The following is a 16,820-nucleotide window of genomic DNA, read 5'->3' on the forward strand; positions in this document are numbered from 1 at the left end:
CAGCTAAAATTTCAGCATAATAAAACACAACACAAGGATATATATATGATCGTAACAAATCAAGCTCCAGACTTTACAGCAACAACAGTTTTAGGTGACGGTTCAATCGTTGAAGACTTCAAATTATCAGAGAACATGGGTGAAAAAGGTACAGTTTTATTTTTCTATCCACTAGACTTTACTTTCGTATGTCCTTCAGAGCTTATCGCTTTTGATCACAGATTAGAAGAGTTCAAATCACGTGGTGTAAATGTTATAGGTGTATCTGTAGATAGCCAATTTTCTCACTTCGCTTGGAGAGAAACTCCAATTAACAATGGTGGTATTGGCCGTGTTGGTTACCCACTAGTAGCTGACCTTACAAAACAAATTTCTAAAGATTATGATGTACTTTTTGGTGAAGCAGTAGCTTTACGTGGTTCATTCCTAATCGATGGTAAAGGTGTAGTTCGTCATGCAGTAGTTAATGATTTACCACTTGGTCGTAACATTGATGAAATGATTCGTATGGTAGATGCAATGCAGTTTACTGACGAGCATGGTGAAGTATGTGCTGCTGGTTGGCAAAAAGGTGACGAAGGTATGAAAGCTACAACTGAAGGTGTTGCTGAGTATCTTGGTAAGCACGAAGGCGACTTATAGTCCCCTCTCTTTTAGAAGTTATGCCATATTTGGTATAACTTCTCTACTCATCTCTAAAAACATATAACCTCAAGTTCAGCTATACTCACTCTTAAAAACCGTAGACTATCCCTGCAAATATACCATTTCCACGTGGACCCACAATACTTGTATACTCATACTCTCCTAGAAGTGCCATATGCTCACTGATTTCATACTCAACAGCAGCTGCAACAATATAACCAGTTTCATTGTTGTTTATATCTAAGCCCTTAATCTTCTCAATCTCATACTCATATCCAACTTTTGCAATTAACGCAGCTTCATGAGTTAAATGATACTTATAGTCTATATCTAATGATGTAGTAATATATGAAGCTGAGAACTCTTCACTATCTCCATTTGCTAAAGTCTCTTTAACACTATTTTCAACATATGTAGCATCTACTTCGATAGAAAAACCATGAGTAAGTTCATATCCCAAGTCGACTCCTACTCCTTTTCCCATATCGCCTTCTAGTGTTGTAGTCTCTTCTTTTATTGAATTTCCTAATGTAGCTAATGCTTTTAGGGCTATATAAAAATCATTTTGTACACTTTTCTCTTCACTCTCTATTTTTGATGCATAAACATTAATCGAAACCATTCCACTTAATGCTAAAGCCGCTAGTACTTTTTTCATATTTACTCCATTGTATTTTTTTAACAAGGGATTATATCTATATTAATTTTAAATTATAATTTAACTAATTAGCTATCTTAAGTGTAAGAAAAAAATGTAATTACGAAGGAAGTATTGGGCTACAATTCTAGTAGAACTGTATCTCTTTTTGTAGCATCAAATTTTTTACATCCACTCTCAAATGCTCCACCCTCACCAACTAATATACACTTATGCTTAGCTCGTGTTATAGCTGTATATATAAGCTTTGTGTTATGCATAATAAAGTGAGTAAAACTCATGGGAATAACCACTATGTCATACTCCATGCCTTGAACCTTATGAATAGTTAAAGCATAAGAGAGCATTAGATGAGATTTTAACTCTTCATACTCGTACACTACTACAACATCCTCATTTGGGTAAAAAACGAAGGCCTGCTCATCGTCCTCTTCAAGTTTAAATAGTAAGCCACTCATACCATTAAAGATTCTTCGAGTACTTGACTCTTCACCTACTTTAAAACCATCTCCACTCCATGAAGTCATATTTTCATTTTTAGTGTGGACTACCTTATCCATCAGACGAAACTCCATCTCCCCGCGTTTGATAAACTTACTTGGGTTTGGATTGAAATACTCTTGTAGTACTTTGTTTAGGTTTGTGCTTCCAAGGATGCCACCTTTCATTGGCGTTATAATCTGGAAGTAGTTGAGATACTCTTTTATCTGTTTGTTTTTAAGTCTATATCTCGCTTTTTCTATAGACTCCACAACTCTGTGAATTATCTCTGCCACTATCTGATTTGAGTTTTCATCTCGTAGGGCCTTGAGCTCATCTTGTGAGAGTTGGTTTTTTGCCATATAGTAATTTTCTATGCTTACGTCAACAAACTCAAAGTCATCATACTTTTGTCTGTAGTGAGGCACTTCACCTTTGCGAATATCATTTGCAATGAGAGTTATAGCCTGCTCTTCACTCTGTCTGTAAATCTTAGTCAACTTTACAATGGGTGCGAGCTCTAAAGTAAGCGCGTCACTTAGAACATTTCCAGCACCAATAGGAGGAAGCTGCGCGTCATCTCCCACTATGATTACTATCGCGTCTTTAGATATTTTTCTCATAAGCCTAGCAAAAAGGGAGGAGTTTATCATAGATGCTTCATCTATAAGTACTACAGAGTAAGGAAAGGAGTCTGTCTTTTCATGCTTAATTAAAAGAGACTGTATAGTGGCTGACTCATACCCTGTCGTATCGCTTATTCGTTGAGATGCTATGCCACTTAAGGCACAAGTCATTATCTCTTTTTTATCAAACCTTGTGTTTAAAATCTCTAGTATCGTTTTAGAAGTTGTACTCTTTCCCGTTCCCGCATATCCAACTAAAAAGAGTATGCTTGCACCCTCATTTATCTTTAGAACCGCGTCTCTTTGCTGCTCACCTAACTTTAAATCTGAATCTGCTAAAAATGAGTCTAAATCTTTTACAAAACCGCCACTACTCTTTTTTGAACGCGATATAAAATCATCATATAAAAACTTCTCAGCATCATAAAGTCTAGAGGGAGAGACTCTATCGTTTTTCATTACAACTATGCTTCCCTCACCTACTCTCTCTACGAGTGCGGCTTCATAAAGATTGTGTTTCCCGCTAAAAAGCAAGAGCTCATCTAATCCACCAAATAGTACCTCTTTAGCTATACAGCTGTTACCTTGTGCCTCACAGTAGTTCAGAAGCACGTAATCCATTGCGGAGCTAATGCGACCCTCATTTTCTCTCTCTACTCCCATCTTAAGTGCTAGCTCGTCTGCACGTTTAAAACCTATGGAGTTGATACTTGTCAAAATGTAAGGATTCTCTTTGATTTTATCGCAGATATCTTCAACGTCTTTCATCGCAGTGGCTATGGTTGTAAGAAGTGCTGGGGAGACGTCATAAGGGCTTAAAAACTCACCAAGCTGTCTCATCGAGCGAAACTGTTTCCATGAGTTTTGAATCTTTTTAAGACGCTTCTCTTTTATACCTTTAAACTCAAGAAGTTTTTCAATGTCATTATCTAAAATCTCTACTAAGCCCTCAGAACCAAAATGTTCTATAAGCTCAGCTGAGAGTTTTTTTGTAAAGCCTTTTATTATTTTATTTAAAAAGAAGAAGAGTTCGTTTTGGTTGACTTTTAGAGATTCAAACTTGAAGGTTTTACCATATTTTTTGTGCTCTTCCCAGTAACCCTTTAGAGTTATGGCAGAGCCTTTGAGGTTTTCAACCTCACTCTCGTAGTAAGTTCCACTTATCTTTTCACCATTTTTTAAAACAGCGATAAAAAACCCAGCATCCTCAAAAAGAATTTTATCTATTTGACCGATGAGTGTTTGATTCAATAAGGTTTCCTTAGTTTTAGTGAAAGTATAGGCTAACTATATTGCAGGTATTTTATTTATGACAATTTGCAACAATTACTTAGTAACTATTGCAAAGCTTAGGTCTAAAATCTCTTTATGAGATTTAATATACTCATTTAAATCTTTTAGTTGTAAATTTTGGATTTTTTCCAACTCTACAGATGAATGACCCAGTTCAAAACCTTTGTAGTACTCCATAAAAGTACGGTTAAGTCTTTGGCTCATCGTCTCTACTCTTAAAGGTTCGCTTCCAAGTAAGAACTTTTTAGTCTGCTCAAGTTCCTCTTTTTTCACGCCTTTTTTGACAAAGTCAGCTATTACGTCTTCAACTGTTTTTTTTGCTTCATCCATAGAGTCAAGTTTAGTTTGTAGGTAACCTGTCATATAAGAGTGCGACTTACTAACATGTACTCTTGCGTAAGCAGAGTATGCAAGTCCACGTTTAACGCGAATCTCTTCCATCAAACGCGAGCCAAAGCCACCAGTTCCTAAGATATAGATTGCGACTCTTGCTTTGTAAAAATCTTCCGAGTCCACTTGAATATTATAAGGAGAACCAAAATAGATATAAGCCTGTTCAGTCTCTTTTTTTAAGATACTCTCTTGAGGTTTTTTGGCAACACTTATCTCACTAAGAGCTTCAGATTTTCCCATTGGAAGTACGGAAAGTAATTTAGCAATTTTTTTCTTCACGTCTTTAACGTCTACATCACCACCTACGACAACAATAGCGCGAGAGAGAACTAAATGGTTTTGTATAAACCCTTTTACGTCATTTAACTTTATGCTTTTAACACTCTCAACCGTTCCTGATGTAGGATGAGATAGAACAGTATCTTTAAATAGCAGTGATTTCAACTCATTTGAAGCGATATAATCAAAATCATTCTCCTTGCTACTAAGCATTCCAAGAGTCATAGTCTTGATTTTACTCATACTCTCATCACTATAGTTTGGATCACTCAGTAGTGCTGAGAGATATCCAAGTCCATTTTTAAACTCATCTTTTAAGGAGCTCATCTCCATCACAAATGTTTCAGTTCCACTATGAGCAGATATACTAATTGCCTTAGACTCAAGAGTCTCGGCAAATGCGTTTGAACCTAGTTTTTTTGTGCCTTCATTTAAAAGCTTTGCTGAAAACTTTGCTAAACCCGCTTTTTTTGTATCTGCTATGCTTCCACTATTTGTAAAAACGATCTGCGCTGTAACAAGAGGTAATCTCTTATCCTCTTCAAATATAAACGGTACTTTTATACCATTTACTTCTATAGTGTCTATTTTTGCCGCCATAAGAATCTGTCCTATTATAAGTAGTGTTAAAATTATCTTCATTTATTGAAAAATTTCTAATGTTTCATATGCGGTATTTCTTACCGCAGCCGTTTCACCTAAGTCTTCAATGAGATGTACCATCTCATCTTTTGCCATACTATATGCCGCACCCGCCGAACTTACAACATTCTCTTCCATCATAGTTGAGCCTAAATCATTTGCTCCAAAACGCAGAGCCATCTGACCGATATATGGGCCTTGCGTCACCCAAGAACTCTGTATATTTGGAACATTATCAAGATAGAGACGCGCTACTGCTAGTAAACGTAGGTACCTGTTTGACGATGGTTTTTCCATATTTGGAATCTGTGCTAAAAGTTCTGTGTGCTTACCTTGAAAACTCCACATAATAAACGCGCGAAAACCACCTGTTTCATCTTGAAGACTTCTTACCATATCAAAGTGGTTTACTATATCTTCATCACTCTCAACCGTCCCGTACATCATTGTTGCCGTAGACATAATGTCTAGCTTATGCGCTTGACGATGTACATCAACCCAAACTTCAGAATCAATTTTTTTAGGTGCAATGATGTCACGTACTTCATCTGAGAGTATCTCGGCACCAGCACCAGGAATAGAAGCTAATCCTTTTGCTTTTAAACGCGAAAGTACCTCTTGAATTGTTATGCGAGAAACCTTAGCAATAAAATCAAGTTCAATAGAGCTAAATCCATGAATAGTGATAGTTGGATACTTAGTATGAATATGCTCAACTAAATCCTCATACCACTCTATTTTGAGTTTTGGATGAACACCACCCTGAAAGAGTATCTGCGTTCCACCAATCTCTAGAAGTTCGTCTATCTTAGCATCTATCTCTTCAAATGTTAACACATAAGCGTCTGCGTCTTTTTCATGTCTGTAAAATGCGCAAAACTTACAGTCAACCCAACATATGTTTGTATAGTTTATGTTTCTATCAATCACAAAAGTTGTTATCCCTTTTGGGTGTAACTCTTTTTTTCTTTGTGATGCTAAACGCCCAAGTTCTTTTAAGTCAGCATTACGGATTAAATCTAATGCCTCTTCTTTTGTTAATCTTTTTTGCATTGTCCAGCTTTTGTCGTTATTTTATTAAGTGCGTTATCAACTTTTGATACCACCTTCATCTCTTTTAATTGATGCTCTTTTGATATCCAAGTTGCATCTCTATATGCTATTTTCACATCTCCATTATCATCTTTATAGACTAAAACCTTTAGTGGTAAATCTAAGCCGATTTTCATCTCTTCATTCATTAAGATAGTGCCAACTTTAGGGTTTCCAAATATGATAAGTTTAGACTCATTCATATTCATATCTACCCCACTAGCATTCTTCTTATGGTCAACTACAGTAAAAACAGTTAAGCCTTTTTTTGTAACGATATTTTTTATATTATTAATCGTTGTATCTACACTACAAGAACTCTTTTTGATAATTATTTCATTTGCAAAAACAGTTGTCAACATTAGCAAAACTAAAACTAGTTTTTTCATTATTTCCATCCCCTATTTCTTGGATTTATTGATTTTTTCTTGATAAAGATAGTATAAACAATATAAATAAACATCAAGCTCATAAATACTATAGCAACTATCTGAATGATAGCGGAGAGATTGAGTATTTTGTTTAAGATGCTCTGATGCTCTTTTTTATCTATCTTTATATTTGCCATCTCTGCCATGTGTGCAAGTCCTGAAACAGCTAAGTTTCCTTCTGGGATATCTATATGGCAAGAGATACACATGCCACTTCTGTCTAGCTTGTCTCGCTGCTCTTTTGAAAGTGGACCTGAGAGTTTCCAGTGATGTCCAACAGTCTGAAGTTGCGTGCCATTTTCGTCTAAAAACTTTGAGTAGTCATAATTAAGATTTGCAATAGCAGGTATCTGCTCATCTATTATGGTTGGCAAGATTTTTCCATCTGCGCTCATAATATCTGTAATGGTAGTCATAGAAGGGTTTGCTGTAACACGAGAACCCATAATTCCCATCCCCATTGCCTTAGCGGAGCTGTGACATGACTCACAACTTCGCGACTCTTTAGAGATTGTATGAGGTTGAATTGGAGACATATCTATAGCGTTTTGTCCCTCTTGACCCGCTCCTTCTACGTTTGGAATTTTGTATATATGATTTTGAAGCAGAGCTTTACCATCTGTACCAATGACTGTTATAGTAGTCTGGCATCCTGGAACTGTTGGACTTATTCGTCCTTCTCCATTTTGAGAAAGAGCTGGGTCTTCCCAGCGCAGAAAACTTCTACTCTCCGTTACTTTTCCATCCACTAGATAATCTTTAAGATTTTTCATACCACCTGTTTTACCATGTATGTCATGGTCGTGGGATGCTTTTAAATAATCTATATTTTGCTTACCCTTAGAGTAGTCAATCTTTACATGACACCCATAACATTGTGGTGCCCATGTTGCATGACAGGTATAGCACTCTAAATTATCATTATGTGAAGTGATAGTATCCATAGCCAGCAGCGCTTTAGGTGAGAGTTTTTTATCCTCTTTTAGTTTTTTAAGAGGTTTGAGCTGTATATCTTTTCCGCTTGCTAAATGAATAGTTATCTCATCTCCATCTTTTACGGCATGGATAAGAGGATTTCCTCGAGCAGATAAGATGTAACCATCTTTTGGCTCATTAACGCTTCCGCGTTTAAGATACTCTGCCATAGTTTTTACAGTTCCTCGAGCTTCACCAGTTGCTACTGTAGTATTAAACTCATCACTGTATCCAAGTGGTAGTTCCCACGGATATGCAGATGTTGTTCCATGACAATCTTGACACTCAACCTCAACAGCTGCTAAGTTTGCTCCACCTAAAAAACCATCTCCATGCATATCATTAGAAGTATGGCAATCTTGACATAACATCCCTTTTTCAAAGTGAATGTCCCCTTGCATATGCATATAGCGTTTCGTATGAAGTTTAGGTTGAGGATTTCCCTCTGAGTCATATGGCCCTTCATACGGTGTTTCCATCAAACCTTGATATGAAACACCAATGCGTTTTCCACGGTTGTGACAAGTCGTACATGTCTCAACAGGAACACCTGAGTACTCTACCTCATGAACTTTTACCTTCACTTCTCGTGATGACTGAATAGAGTGGACTAAAAGATGTCCCTTCTCTTTTTTACTTATACTTTTATCATCACCCTCATAAAAGCCCTCGTTAGAGTATGGAATATGACATGATGCACACCCAATACCTCTAAAGTCACCGCGTTTTTGACGACCTTTTGAGCCAGTATGGCAACGCAGACACTCCTGTCTAAGATAGGTATAAACAGCTAATGATGGGTCTTTCATTATCTCCTCAGCCGTTGGAGCTTCTGGGAGCTCTTTCATCTCACTTGGAAAGCCCTGTGGCTCCATTAGTGCTAACTTATTCATATAGTTTTGATAACGCTCAGTTCCAAGGCGTTTATGTGGATCAGTAGGATTTGAAGTTTTATAGTTTCCTATGTTATGCTCGTAACCCTCAGCTTTTCCAAAACTCCAAAGTGCACCTTGGATTTTCCCCTGTTCAGTCATCATAAGTGAATTCATCTGAGCGTCAACTTGTTCTTGATGACACATTCCACAAGTGTTTTGATTTATCCAAGTACTTCCAGGTGCTGGGTAGAACTCTTTTGGTCCGGGGTTATTTAAGAAGTACTTGAGTGTACCTTTATGAGCTTTTTTCTTGTGTCTTGTTGCAGGATTACCACCATGACAAACTATACAACTATTTTCAGAGTATCCTGCTTCTTTTGCTTTTTGGGCTATAGCAAGAGCCATGCCTGAGAGAGTATCTCTAATATGCTCGATTCCACCATGACATTTTAGGCAGTTATTTATCGTTGTAAAATCAGTTTTACCAGATAAATAGACTGAAAACAGAATGATGAGAAAGAGTATTTTTTGCATCAAAAATCTATTTATTCACTAGATGTAGAGCTATCTTTGGAGAGTGCATCTAAAACACCGTTTATAAACTTAGGTGACTGCTCACTTCCAAATGCTTTTGTAATCTCTACGGCTTCATTTATAACAACAGCAGAATCAAGTTCACCAAACATAATCTCATAAGCAGCTAAACGCAGAGTTGCTCTTTCAATAGTTCCTATACGTTCAAAATCCCACTCTTTTAAGTGTTCAACTATTGCTTTATCACAAGCTTCAAGATTTTCCATAACGCCATCATAAAGAGTAAGCGCAAAATCTTTCTGCTTGTTTCTAATTTTCTTCTCTTCTAAAATCTCATCCGCATGTTCTGATGTGTTTCCATTACCTAAATCATATGCATAAAGTAAACTTACAACTGCCATGCGGGCATGATGTCTAGTTGCCATTACAGTTCCTCATAAAGGTTTAACATCTCTATAACAGTAGTCATTGCTTCAAAACCTTTGTTTCCAGCCTTTGTTCCAGCTCTCTCTATCGCTTGCTCAATCGTATCAGTAGTTAAAAGTCCAAAACTCACTGGTTTTTGGTACTTTAAACTCATAGTCGCTATTCCCTTTGTTGCCTCAGCAGAAACATAATCAAAGTGAGGTGTAGCACCACGGATAACTGCTCCTAGAGCACATACTGCATCATACTTTCCAGATGCTAAAAGTTGGTCAACAATCATTGGAAGCTCAAAAGCACCTGGCACTATTACTTGAGTGATATCATCTTCATCTCCACCATGACGGTCAAAAGCATCCGTAGCACCCTCAACTAGTCTATCAACTATAAAGTGATTCCATCTTGTACTAACAACCGCTATTTTTTTACCATTTAGTACTTTTAATTTACCTTCAATTAACTTCATTTCATTTCCTTATATTTTATTTCATAAAATTCAAGGGAACCTTTTCCCTTTATTTGTCCGTAAAAGGAACAAGTCCCTTTTACTCCGCTTGCGCCGCTAAGACGACTAAAGTTAAATACTTTCTATAAGTTTTATTTTTTGTATTAAGTTTTCTAAATCGTTTAGTTTTAACATATTTGGTCCATCGCTTAAAGCTACGCTTGGGTCAAAATGCGTTTCAAAAAAGAAACCATCAACACCTATTGCTGCAGCTGCTTTTGCTAAGTGTGGAACCATTGAACTGTCTCCACCTGTTTTACCATCTTGCGCCGTAGGCATCTGAACAGAGTGAGTCGCGTCAAAGATCACTGGAGCAAATTCTCTCATTATGACTAAGTTTCTCATATCTACAACCATATTGCCATAGCCAAAACTATTTCCACGTTCACAGAGATAAACCCCATGCTTTTGTGCATTTTCATAAGTGGGTTCTGAACATCCACGAGTCTGAAGAATCTTTAAAAGTGGATATTTCATAGCATCCGCTGATAAAAATTGCCCTTTTTTGATGTTTACTTCACAAGATGTTTTTGCACATGCTACAAGCAGGTCCGTTTGACGACATAAAAATGCAGGAATCTGAAGCATATCAACAACAGCTGCAACTTGCTCAACCTGAATCGACTCATGCACGTCTGTTACAATTTTGTATCCAAAATCATCTTTTACTTTTTGAAGGATTCTAAGTCCCTCATCTATTCCTAAACCACGAAAACTCTCTAATGAAGTTCTATTTGCCTTATCAAAACTAGCTTTGAAATAAAAGTCTATAGTCTCATCATTATTATATTTCTCAAGCTCGCGAGCTATTTTAAAAATATTTTCTTCGCTCTCAATAACGCAAGGTCCTGCTAAAAGTTTCATAAAATCCCTTTTTGGAATGTAATGCCATATATGATTATTTGACAATATATATGCTTTAAATAAAAGTAGGAGATTATATCTAAAATGGTATTAATATAAATTTACTTAGTTTTTGCAACCATTATTCCAGCTAAAACAATAAGAACTATTCCAAATGTTGTAATCATCGATGGTAAAGAGTCTCCAAGCAATACTCCAACCAGAATCGAAAAAAGTATATTACTATAAGACACAGCTCCAATGATTCCTGCCTTCGTCTCTCCATAAGCTTTTGTCATCAGTAACTGAGCGATAGTGGCGAAAATACCCATTCCTAGGACATAAAACCAAACAACACCTTGAGGCATAACAAACTCACCAAGCATGAAATCTAACTCAGGTAACTTAACATAAGGGGATATTAAAAACAGAACAATCGGTCCAACAGTTCCTACTCCCATGAATGAAAGTACTATTGCTCGAGTGTCATAATAGCTTTTGAGCTCTCTTACAGCAGTGTATGCGAGTGCTGCACCTACACCTGAAAAAATCCCTAAAACATCATACTTAGAAAATCCAAGACCGGTAGGTTGTGTTATAAATAGTATGCCAATAAAGCCTACAAAAATAGCTAGCCATGCTTGAAAAGATAATTTCTCTGACAAAAAAAGCCATGCGAATATCGCCGTAAATATAGGTGAAGTCTTTGAGTAAGTCATAGCATCACCGAGTGAGATATGTGCGATATTATAAAAAAATGCAAGCACTGCAACAAAACCCATAAATCCTCTAAAAAAGAGTAAAAGAGCTTTTCCACCTTTATTTTTCATAGGAGATTTAAGCACTGCGATTCCGACTAAAATCACACCTGCTACATTTCTAAAAAACACTACCTCAAGAGAGGGCATACTCAAACTTGCAAGTTTTGCAAATGCACCCATTATGGCAAATGCAAAAGATGCAATAAGCATATACTTTACACCCTTGTCTAATTTATATATTCTATTCATAGGCGAATTATATCTATTTATTAACCTCTAGTTTGTATAATTTCTCACTTTACATTAGGATATAAAATGACAAATATAATTATACTTGCAATTCTTGGATACTTTTTTTACTACATATTTAAAAGTTACTCTAAATATAGCGACTACTCTAAAGAGGCATTTAAAAACTTCTCTGTCTCACATGATTCACTTAAAAATAGTGAACTAGGTCTCTTTGTAGCACTTGTCGCGAAGGTGGCAAAAGCTGATGGAAAGATTGATGCACTTGAGGCGCAACTTATTGGTATTATGTTTGATGACATTTCAGCTGTTTTCCCCCAACCAGAAAAAACAAAACAGATACTAAAAGATATATTTAAAGAAGAAAAAGAGAGAAGTGACGACACGCAAGAGATTGCTCATGAATTAGCCAGAGTAATTAAACGCGACCGTGCAAAACAGCAGCAATTTATGGGCTTTTTAATCCAACTAGCATTTATTGATGGAGAAGTAAGCTCAGGTGAAGAGGAGGCTCTACAGACTATAGCCGAAGCTTTAGAGTTTGACCCAAATGCTTACCATGCTATATTTGATCAGTTTGAGCAGATGATGAAAAATGTTCAGCCTAAAGCAAGTATAGAGGATGCATACAAACTTCTAGGGGTAAATGCTAATGATGATATGAGCACGATCAAAAAAGCATATAGAAAACTCATCCGTGAGTACCACCCAGACATCATTAAATCCCAAGGTAAGAGCGATGAGTATATGAAAGAGGCAACTGCTAAAACGCAGGAGATAAATCAAGCCTATGAGATGATAAAAAAGGCTAAATCTTAAAGAGGTCTATCCCTCTTTAAAGTCTTTCTCCCAAAAAAACTCTACCCACTCATTTGCCTCATTTATCCAAAAGTCTGGTTCATAGATAGATGTTTTTTTATAAAACAGTGCTGCAGAAGTGAACTCTATATCACTGTATTTTGATTTTAAATGCTTCATAATTGCATCAAGTGTTTCTCCACTGTCTGCTATGTCATCTACAACTAAAACTCTTTTTTCTCCATCAAACTTACAGCTATCAAAGATACTTAACTCTTCGCGTTTACATGTTTTGTCATAGAGCTCTGTTCTTAGAGTTTGAACTTCTCTAATATCTAATCCTTCAGCCATAGAGTGAGCAAGTGTGAGGCCACCTCTAGCTATACCAACTATCATTTCAAATTCAAGAGGTCTAACTTTTTTTATTAACTTATTTGTGTCATTTTTAAAATTTTCATAATTATAATATTTCATAATTTGCATTATATCAAATTGTATGAATATTTTTAATTTGATAAATTATCAAATAAATCCTTTAGTTAATAATTATTATTTAAAATTTATGCTAAGATACATTAATACATAAAAAATTAAGGAGATCAAAATGATCAAAACTTTTTCGTCGATAGCTCTTGCAGGTTTAATCGCTGCTTCAATTTCAGGATGTGGTGGTGCTACTCCAGCTCCAAAGCAAGAAGCAGATTTTCGTTGTAAACAAGAAAATACTTTAGCTCCTACATGGACATGTACACCTATGGTTGAGGGTGCTTATGCGGGTGTTGGTACAGCTGCTAAGAGTGCTGCTGGAATGGGACACATGAGAAGAGTAGCTCTAGCTAATGGTCGTTCAGACTTAGCACAGCAGATAAAATCTCAAGTAAAAGACAAGGTAGAGGTATTTACTAGAGCAACTGGTGCTGGTGATCAAGAGACTGTTGACTCTGTATCTACTGCTGTAACTAAACAAGTTGCAAAAGTTGATTTACAAGGCTCAAAAGGAGTTGATTCGTGGACTGCTCCATCAGGTACTCTTTTTATGCTAGTAACAGTTGGTGAGTCTGAAGTAAATAAAGAAGTGAAAAATGCAGTTAAAACTAGCTTTAAAAATGATCAAGCTTTGTGGCAGCAGTTTCAATCTAAAAAGGCTTTAGAAGGTTTAGAAGCGGAATTTCCTTCTGAATAATGAGAGTAGTTTTATCTACCTTACTTTTTTTAGTCCTTTTTTTAGTAGGCTGTAACTCTCAGCCTGCCCCATCATCAAACAATGCTAAGCCATCGTGGATTATGAATCCAAACCAAGATGGAAAGATTGGTGCTGTTGGTGTTGCAAATAGAACATATGATCAAAAGCCTTCTTCTCAAAGGAAACTTGCGATTACTCGTGCTTTAGATGAACTTACGCTTCAACAAGGTGTTGATGTAAGTTTAAATATTGATAAACGTAATACTGTAGTTAATGACAAATCTAGTTTAACTATGGACACAAAAAGTAGCTACAGTGCATCATCATCAGTTACTGCACATATAGAAAAAGTTTGGCAAAATAAAATGACAAACGAACTCTATATATGGATGGTAATGGACTAAAATTCTCTTCTCTGTGAAGAGAATCTCTTTAAACAACTTTTTATCCCCTCTTATTTAGCTATAATTTCAAATAAATACTCATTTTTATATCACTTACATCAAGGTTACTCATGAAAAAAATCGCCATTATCGGTCGTCCAAATGTTGGAAAAAGTTCACTATTTAATCGTTTAATTAAAAAACGTGATGCTATTACTGCTGAGATAGCGGGTACAACTCGTGATGTTAAACGCCGGACTGTTACATTTATAGATAGAGAAGCTATGCTTCTTGACACTGGTGGACTAGATAAAGGGTGTGAGCTTTTTGATAAAATTAAAGAGATGTCACTTAAGGCTGCTTATTCAGCTGACATTATTCTCTATATGGTTGATGGAAAAAGTATACCTGAAGATGAAGATAAAAAATTATTTTATGAGTTACAGTCTATGGGTAAAGATATGGCCCTAGTTGTAAATAAAATTGATAACGATAAAATGAAAGAGAACCTTTGGGATTATTATGAGTTTGGAACAGGTGATATTTTTGGAATATCTGTTGCACACAACCGTAATACAGTTGAACTTTTAGAGTGGATAGCAAGTAAGATTCCTGACAGCGATATCATCAAAGAAGACGAAGAGCTTGATGAAGATGATGATATAACTATAATTGAGCCTGAACTTGATGATGAAGAGTTCTTTGCAAATAAAACTGAGCATGATGAAGATGATGATGGCTATACATACTGGGATGAAGACGAGATGGATGGGGTCGTTGTCGATGACACAATCTTTGGAAATAATGACCGTATCAAAGAGTTTGATGAAGAAGATCTCAATCATATAAAAATAGCTATCATTGGGCGTACAAATGTTGGTAAAAGTTCCCTTTTAAATGCTCTTCTTGGAGAAGAACGCTCAGTTGTCAGTAGCGTAGCGGGAACAACAATTGATCCAATCGATGAGACTGTGGAGTATCAAGGTAAACAACTTACTTTTGTAGATACGGCAGGACTTCGTCGTCGTGGTAGAATCCTAGGAATAGAGAAGTATGCACTAATGCGTACAACTGAAATGCTTGACAACTCAAATATGGCGTTAATAGTTTTAGATGCGAGTGAACCATTTTTAGATCTTGATGAGAAAATTGCAGGGCTTGTAGATAGCAATAGACTCTCTTGTATTATCGTTTTAAACAAGTGGGACATCTCTAAACGCGAAGAGCATGACAAGATAATTAAAGAGGTTCGTGATAGATTTAAATTTCTTGCTTATGCCCCTATCATTACTCTCTCTGCAAAGTCACATCTAAGAGTTGATAAACTTCACGATATGATCTTAGAAATAAATGAAAACTATTCTCAGAGAATTCCAACAAGCAAAATAAATGAAGTGATAGAAAAAGCACTTCGTCGTCATACATTACCAAGTGTAAGTGGACAGGTTATTCGTATCTACTACGGAACGCAGTATGAGACTCGTCCACCAAAGATTGCAATAATAATGAATAAACCAAGTGGTCTTCACTTCACATATAGAAGATATCTTACAAACAAAATGCGTGAAGCGTTTAACTTTACGGGAACGCCAGTTCTATTTAAAGCGAAAAAACGCGGAGAGAAATAAAACTCTAATACTTTACAAAGTATCAAGCTTCAGTGACCACAGCGGTCCAAGCGAGTAAAAGGGACTAGTTCCTTTTGCGGACTAAACACTAGAATGGTTTGAGTACTACCATTCCTACAATCAGAAGCATTAAAACTGTAGGAATTTCATTATACATTCTAAAAAACTTTCCTGACTTAATGCATCTATCTTCAGCAAACTCTTTTCTATACTTTTCCATTGAGTAGAAGTAAATTATTAAAAGAACTACAAGAGTTATTTTAGTATGTAGCCATCCATTTCCAGAAAATCCATAGAGATAGCTAAGATATGCTCCACTAATTACTGTGGCCCACATCGAAGGTACACCAATATATTTTAAGAGTTTAAACTCTTGTATTTTCACAACTTCAACAAAACCACTGTTATCAATATTTTCTGCATGATAAACAAAAAGTCTAGGCAGATAAAAAAGAACTGCAAACCAAGATATAAAAGATATTACATGAAACCATAAAACCCATTCGTACATTTTTATTCCTTAAAAGTTTTTTTCTATATAGAGAGTATTATAATTGGAGCCACCTTTTGTGACTCCATTAATTAATCCAAAAATACCTGAACGATGCTTGAGTGCCCATCCAAAATAAGTATCATACATAGGTTTAAAACAGATTAGTCTGCCCAGGTCAAAATCAAGGCTTATATCTAAATAATTAAGATATTTTGAGGTTTTACCATCTATTTGGAGTGCCTCTAAATACTCAGTTCTTAATATGCCATGTGTATATGAAATTCCATCAGAGATACCAAATCTAGCTCTATTACTAAAAAAATCAAGATTATAATATGCTTTTATATGTATAGAAGCACCATAAATACTTTTATATTTATCTTCATTATATTTTGACAACCCAGTTTTAATGTATATATCAATTGGCATCTCAAATACATTCTCTTTTACAAGATAGCCCAAATCAAGACTATAAACTTGTAAATCTTCTGGATGAGAGCCAATTTTTCCTATAATTACATCACCTAATGCACTCTCTGTCGCATTACCATGAGCTATACGAAGAGAGTAATCATTTTGTGCCATAAGATTGAGTGCAATAAAAAGCATTAAAAATATTTTCAAATATTTT

General features: G+C 35.9%; 18 protein-coding genes. 5 read left to right on the top strand and 13 right to left on the bottom strand.

The features are described 5' to 3' along the window. Nucleotides 1-45 precede the first annotated feature (45 nt). Nucleotides 46-642 (top strand): peroxiredoxin, encoded by a 597-nt coding sequence (locus tag GJV85_RS11355; protein WP_207561494.1) that lies wholly within the window; start codon nucleotides 46-48, stop codon nucleotides 640-642. A 91-nt stretch (nucleotides 643-733) separates the two neighbouring features. On the opposite strand, the gene GJV85_RS11360 is transcribed toward GJV85_RS11355, so the two are convergent. From GJV85_RS11360 to GJV85_RS11405, 10 genes are all read right to left on the bottom strand, one after another. Then, entirely contained in the window at nucleotides 734-1,303 is a 570-nt protein-coding gene (locus GJV85_RS11360; protein WP_207561495.1) for a porin family protein, read from the bottom strand. A gap of 119 nt (nucleotides 1,304-1,422) precedes the next feature. Continuing rightward, nucleotides 1,423-3,660, bottom strand: coding sequence for an AAA family ATPase (locus tag GJV85_RS11365; protein WP_207561496.1), 2,238 nt, complete (start codon nucleotides 3,658-3,660; stop codon nucleotides 1,423-1,425). A gap of 75 nt (nucleotides 3,661-3,735) precedes the next feature. Further along, the gene (locus GJV85_RS11370) at nucleotides 3,736-5,016 is read right to left on the bottom strand and encodes a M16 family metallopeptidase (RefSeq protein WP_242689785.1); all 1,281 of its coding nucleotides are present in this window, start codon (nucleotides 5,014-5,016) and stop codon (nucleotides 3,736-3,738) included. After that, on the bottom strand, nucleotides 5,017-6,069 hold the full coding sequence (locus GJV85_RS11375) for a dehypoxanthine futalosine cyclase (RefSeq protein WP_207561497.1): 1,053 nt from the start codon (nucleotides 6,067-6,069) through the stop codon (nucleotides 5,017-5,019). Next, nucleotides 6,054-6,497, bottom strand: a complete 444-nt coding sequence (locus GJV85_RS11380; protein ID WP_207561498.1) for a DUF302 domain-containing protein — start codon at nucleotides 6,495-6,497, stop codon at nucleotides 6,054-6,056. Before GJV85_RS11380 ends, GJV85_RS11375 begins: the two co-directional genes overlap by 16 nt. Next, nucleotides 6,497-8,923 carry a multiheme c-type cytochrome gene (locus GJV85_RS11385; protein WP_207561499.1) on the bottom strand — a complete coding sequence of 809 codons (2,427 nt, stop codon included), beginning with the start codon at nucleotides 8,921-8,923 and terminating at the stop codon, nucleotides 6,497-6,499. Before GJV85_RS11385 ends, GJV85_RS11380 begins: the two co-directional genes overlap by 1 nt. 11 nt (nucleotides 8,924-8,934) lie before the next feature. Beyond that, on the bottom strand, nucleotides 8,935-9,348 hold the full coding sequence (gene nusB / locus GJV85_RS11390) for a transcription antitermination factor NusB (protein WP_207561500.1): 414 nt from the start codon (nucleotides 9,346-9,348) through the stop codon (nucleotides 8,935-8,937). After that, the gene (gene ribH, locus GJV85_RS11395) at nucleotides 9,348-9,812 is read right to left on the bottom strand and encodes a 6,7-dimethyl-8-ribityllumazine synthase (RefSeq protein WP_207561501.1); all 465 of its coding nucleotides are present in this window, start codon (nucleotides 9,810-9,812) and stop codon (nucleotides 9,348-9,350) included. Before ribH ends, nusB begins: the two co-directional genes overlap by 1 nt. Nucleotides 9,813-9,923: 111 nt before the next feature. After that, the gene (kdsA, locus tag GJV85_RS11400; protein WP_207561502.1) at nucleotides 9,924-10,715 is read right to left on the bottom strand and encodes a 3-deoxy-8-phosphooctulonate synthase; all 792 of its coding nucleotides are present in this window, start codon (nucleotides 10,713-10,715) and stop codon (nucleotides 9,924-9,926) included. A 101-nt stretch (nucleotides 10,716-10,816) separates the two neighbouring features. Beyond that, nucleotides 10,817-11,704: a DMT family transporter gene (locus tag GJV85_RS11405; RefSeq protein WP_207561503.1), complete on the bottom strand. Its 888-nt coding sequence runs from the start codon at nucleotides 11,702-11,704 to the stop codon at nucleotides 10,817-10,819. 66 nt (nucleotides 11,705-11,770) lie between these two features. Between GJV85_RS11405 and GJV85_RS11410 the strand changes: the two genes are divergently transcribed. After that, nucleotides 11,771-12,523, top strand: coding sequence for a DnaJ domain-containing protein (locus tag GJV85_RS11410; protein WP_207561504.1), 753 nt, complete (start codon nucleotides 11,771-11,773; stop codon nucleotides 12,521-12,523). A gap of 6 nt (nucleotides 12,524-12,529) precedes the next feature. On the opposite strand, the gene GJV85_RS11415 is transcribed toward GJV85_RS11410, so the two are convergent. Beyond that, nucleotides 12,530-12,976, bottom strand: a complete 447-nt coding sequence (locus tag GJV85_RS11415; RefSeq protein ID WP_207561505.1) for a phosphoribosyltransferase — start codon at nucleotides 12,974-12,976, stop codon at nucleotides 12,530-12,532. 130 nt (nucleotides 12,977-13,106) lie between these two features. Between GJV85_RS11415 and GJV85_RS11420 the strand changes: the two genes are divergently transcribed. The 3 genes from GJV85_RS11420 (at nucleotide 13,107) to der (ending at nucleotide 15,696) form a co-directional block, all read left to right on the top strand. Then, nucleotides 13,107-13,685 carry an LPP20 family lipoprotein gene (locus GJV85_RS11420; protein WP_207561506.1) on the top strand — a complete coding sequence of 193 codons (579 nt, stop codon included), beginning with the start codon at nucleotides 13,107-13,109 and terminating at the stop codon, nucleotides 13,683-13,685. Then, nucleotides 13,685-14,089 carry a hypothetical protein gene (locus GJV85_RS11425; protein WP_207561507.1) on the top strand — a complete coding sequence of 135 codons (405 nt, stop codon included), beginning with the start codon at nucleotides 13,685-13,687 and terminating at the stop codon, nucleotides 14,087-14,089. Before GJV85_RS11420 ends, GJV85_RS11425 begins: the two co-directional genes overlap by 1 nt. 110 nt (nucleotides 14,090-14,199) lie before the next feature. After that, nucleotides 14,200-15,696, top strand: coding sequence for a ribosome biogenesis GTPase Der (der, locus tag GJV85_RS11430; protein ID WP_207561508.1), 1,497 nt, complete (start codon nucleotides 14,200-14,202; stop codon nucleotides 15,694-15,696). Between the two features lie 88 nt (nucleotides 15,697-15,784). Here der and hemJ read toward each other — a convergent pair whose 3' ends face one another. Together hemJ and GJV85_RS11440 are read right to left on the bottom strand one after the other, a co-directional pair. Further along, the gene (hemJ, locus tag GJV85_RS11435; protein ID WP_207561509.1) at nucleotides 15,785-16,207 is read right to left on the bottom strand and encodes a protoporphyrinogen oxidase HemJ; all 423 of its coding nucleotides are present in this window, start codon (nucleotides 16,205-16,207) and stop codon (nucleotides 15,785-15,787) included. Between the two features lie 9 nt (nucleotides 16,208-16,216). Next, nucleotides 16,217-16,813 carry a hypothetical protein gene (locus GJV85_RS11440; protein WP_207561510.1) on the bottom strand — a complete coding sequence of 199 codons (597 nt, stop codon included), beginning with the start codon at nucleotides 16,811-16,813 and terminating at the stop codon, nucleotides 16,217-16,219. Nucleotides 16,814-16,820: the final 7 nt, after the last annotated feature.

Origin of the sequence: Sulfurimonas aquatica, from assembly GCF_017357825.1 — a bacterium.
In the GTDB taxonomy this organism is placed as follows: domain Bacteria; phylum Campylobacterota; class Campylobacteria; order Campylobacterales; family Sulfurimonadaceae; genus Sulfurimonas; species Sulfurimonas aquatica.

Bases quoted from the DNA above. Each gene is read 5' to 3' on its own strand.
- GJV85_RS11355 (WP_207561494.1), top strand. From the start codon at position 46: ATGATCGTAACAAATCAAGCTCCAGACTTTACAGCAACAACAGTTTTA.
- GJV85_RS11360 (WP_207561495.1), bottom strand. From the start codon at position 1,303: ATGAAAAAAGTACTAGCGGCTTTAGCATTAAGTGGAATGGTTTCGATT.
- GJV85_RS11370 (WP_242689785.1), bottom strand. From the start codon at position 5,016: ATGAAGATAATTTTAACACTACTTATAATAGGACAGATTCTTATGGCG.
- GJV85_RS11375 (WP_207561497.1), bottom strand. From the start codon at position 6,069: ATGCAAAAAAGATTAACAAAAGAAGAGGCATTAGATTTAATCCGTAAT.
- GJV85_RS11380 (WP_207561498.1), bottom strand. From the start codon at position 6,497: ATGAAAAAACTAGTTTTAGTTTTGCTAATGTTGACAACTGTTTTTGCA.
- GJV85_RS11385 (WP_207561499.1), bottom strand. From the start codon at position 8,923: ATGCAAAAAATACTCTTTCTCATCATTCTGTTTTCAGTCTATTTATCT.
- nusB (WP_207561500.1), bottom strand. From the start codon at position 9,348: ATGGCAACTAGACATCATGCCCGCATGGCAGTTGTAAGTTTACTTTAT.
- ribH (WP_207561501.1), bottom strand. From the start codon at position 9,812: ATGAAGTTAATTGAAGGTAAATTAAAAGTACTAAATGGTAAAAAAATA.
- kdsA (WP_207561502.1), bottom strand. From the start codon at position 10,715: ATGAAACTTTTAGCAGGACCTTGCGTTATTGAGAGCGAAGAAAATATT.
- GJV85_RS11405 (WP_207561503.1), bottom strand. From the start codon at position 11,704: ATGAATAGAATATATAAATTAGACAAGGGTGTAAAGTATATGCTTATT.
- GJV85_RS11410 (WP_207561504.1), top strand. From the start codon at position 11,771: ATGACAAATATAATTATACTTGCAATTCTTGGATACTTTTTTTACTAC.
- GJV85_RS11415 (WP_207561505.1), bottom strand. From the start codon at position 12,976: ATGAAATATTATAATTATGAAAATTTTAAAAATGACACAAATAAGTTA.
- GJV85_RS11420 (WP_207561506.1), top strand. From the start codon at position 13,107: ATGATCAAAACTTTTTCGTCGATAGCTCTTGCAGGTTTAATCGCTGCT.
- GJV85_RS11425 (WP_207561507.1), top strand. From the start codon at position 13,685: ATGAGAGTAGTTTTATCTACCTTACTTTTTTTAGTCCTTTTTTTAGTA.
- der (WP_207561508.1), top strand. From the start codon at position 14,200: ATGAAAAAAATCGCCATTATCGGTCGTCCAAATGTTGGAAAAAGTTCA.
- hemJ (WP_207561509.1), bottom strand. From the start codon at position 16,207: ATGTACGAATGGGTTTTATGGTTTCATGTAATATCTTTTATATCTTGG.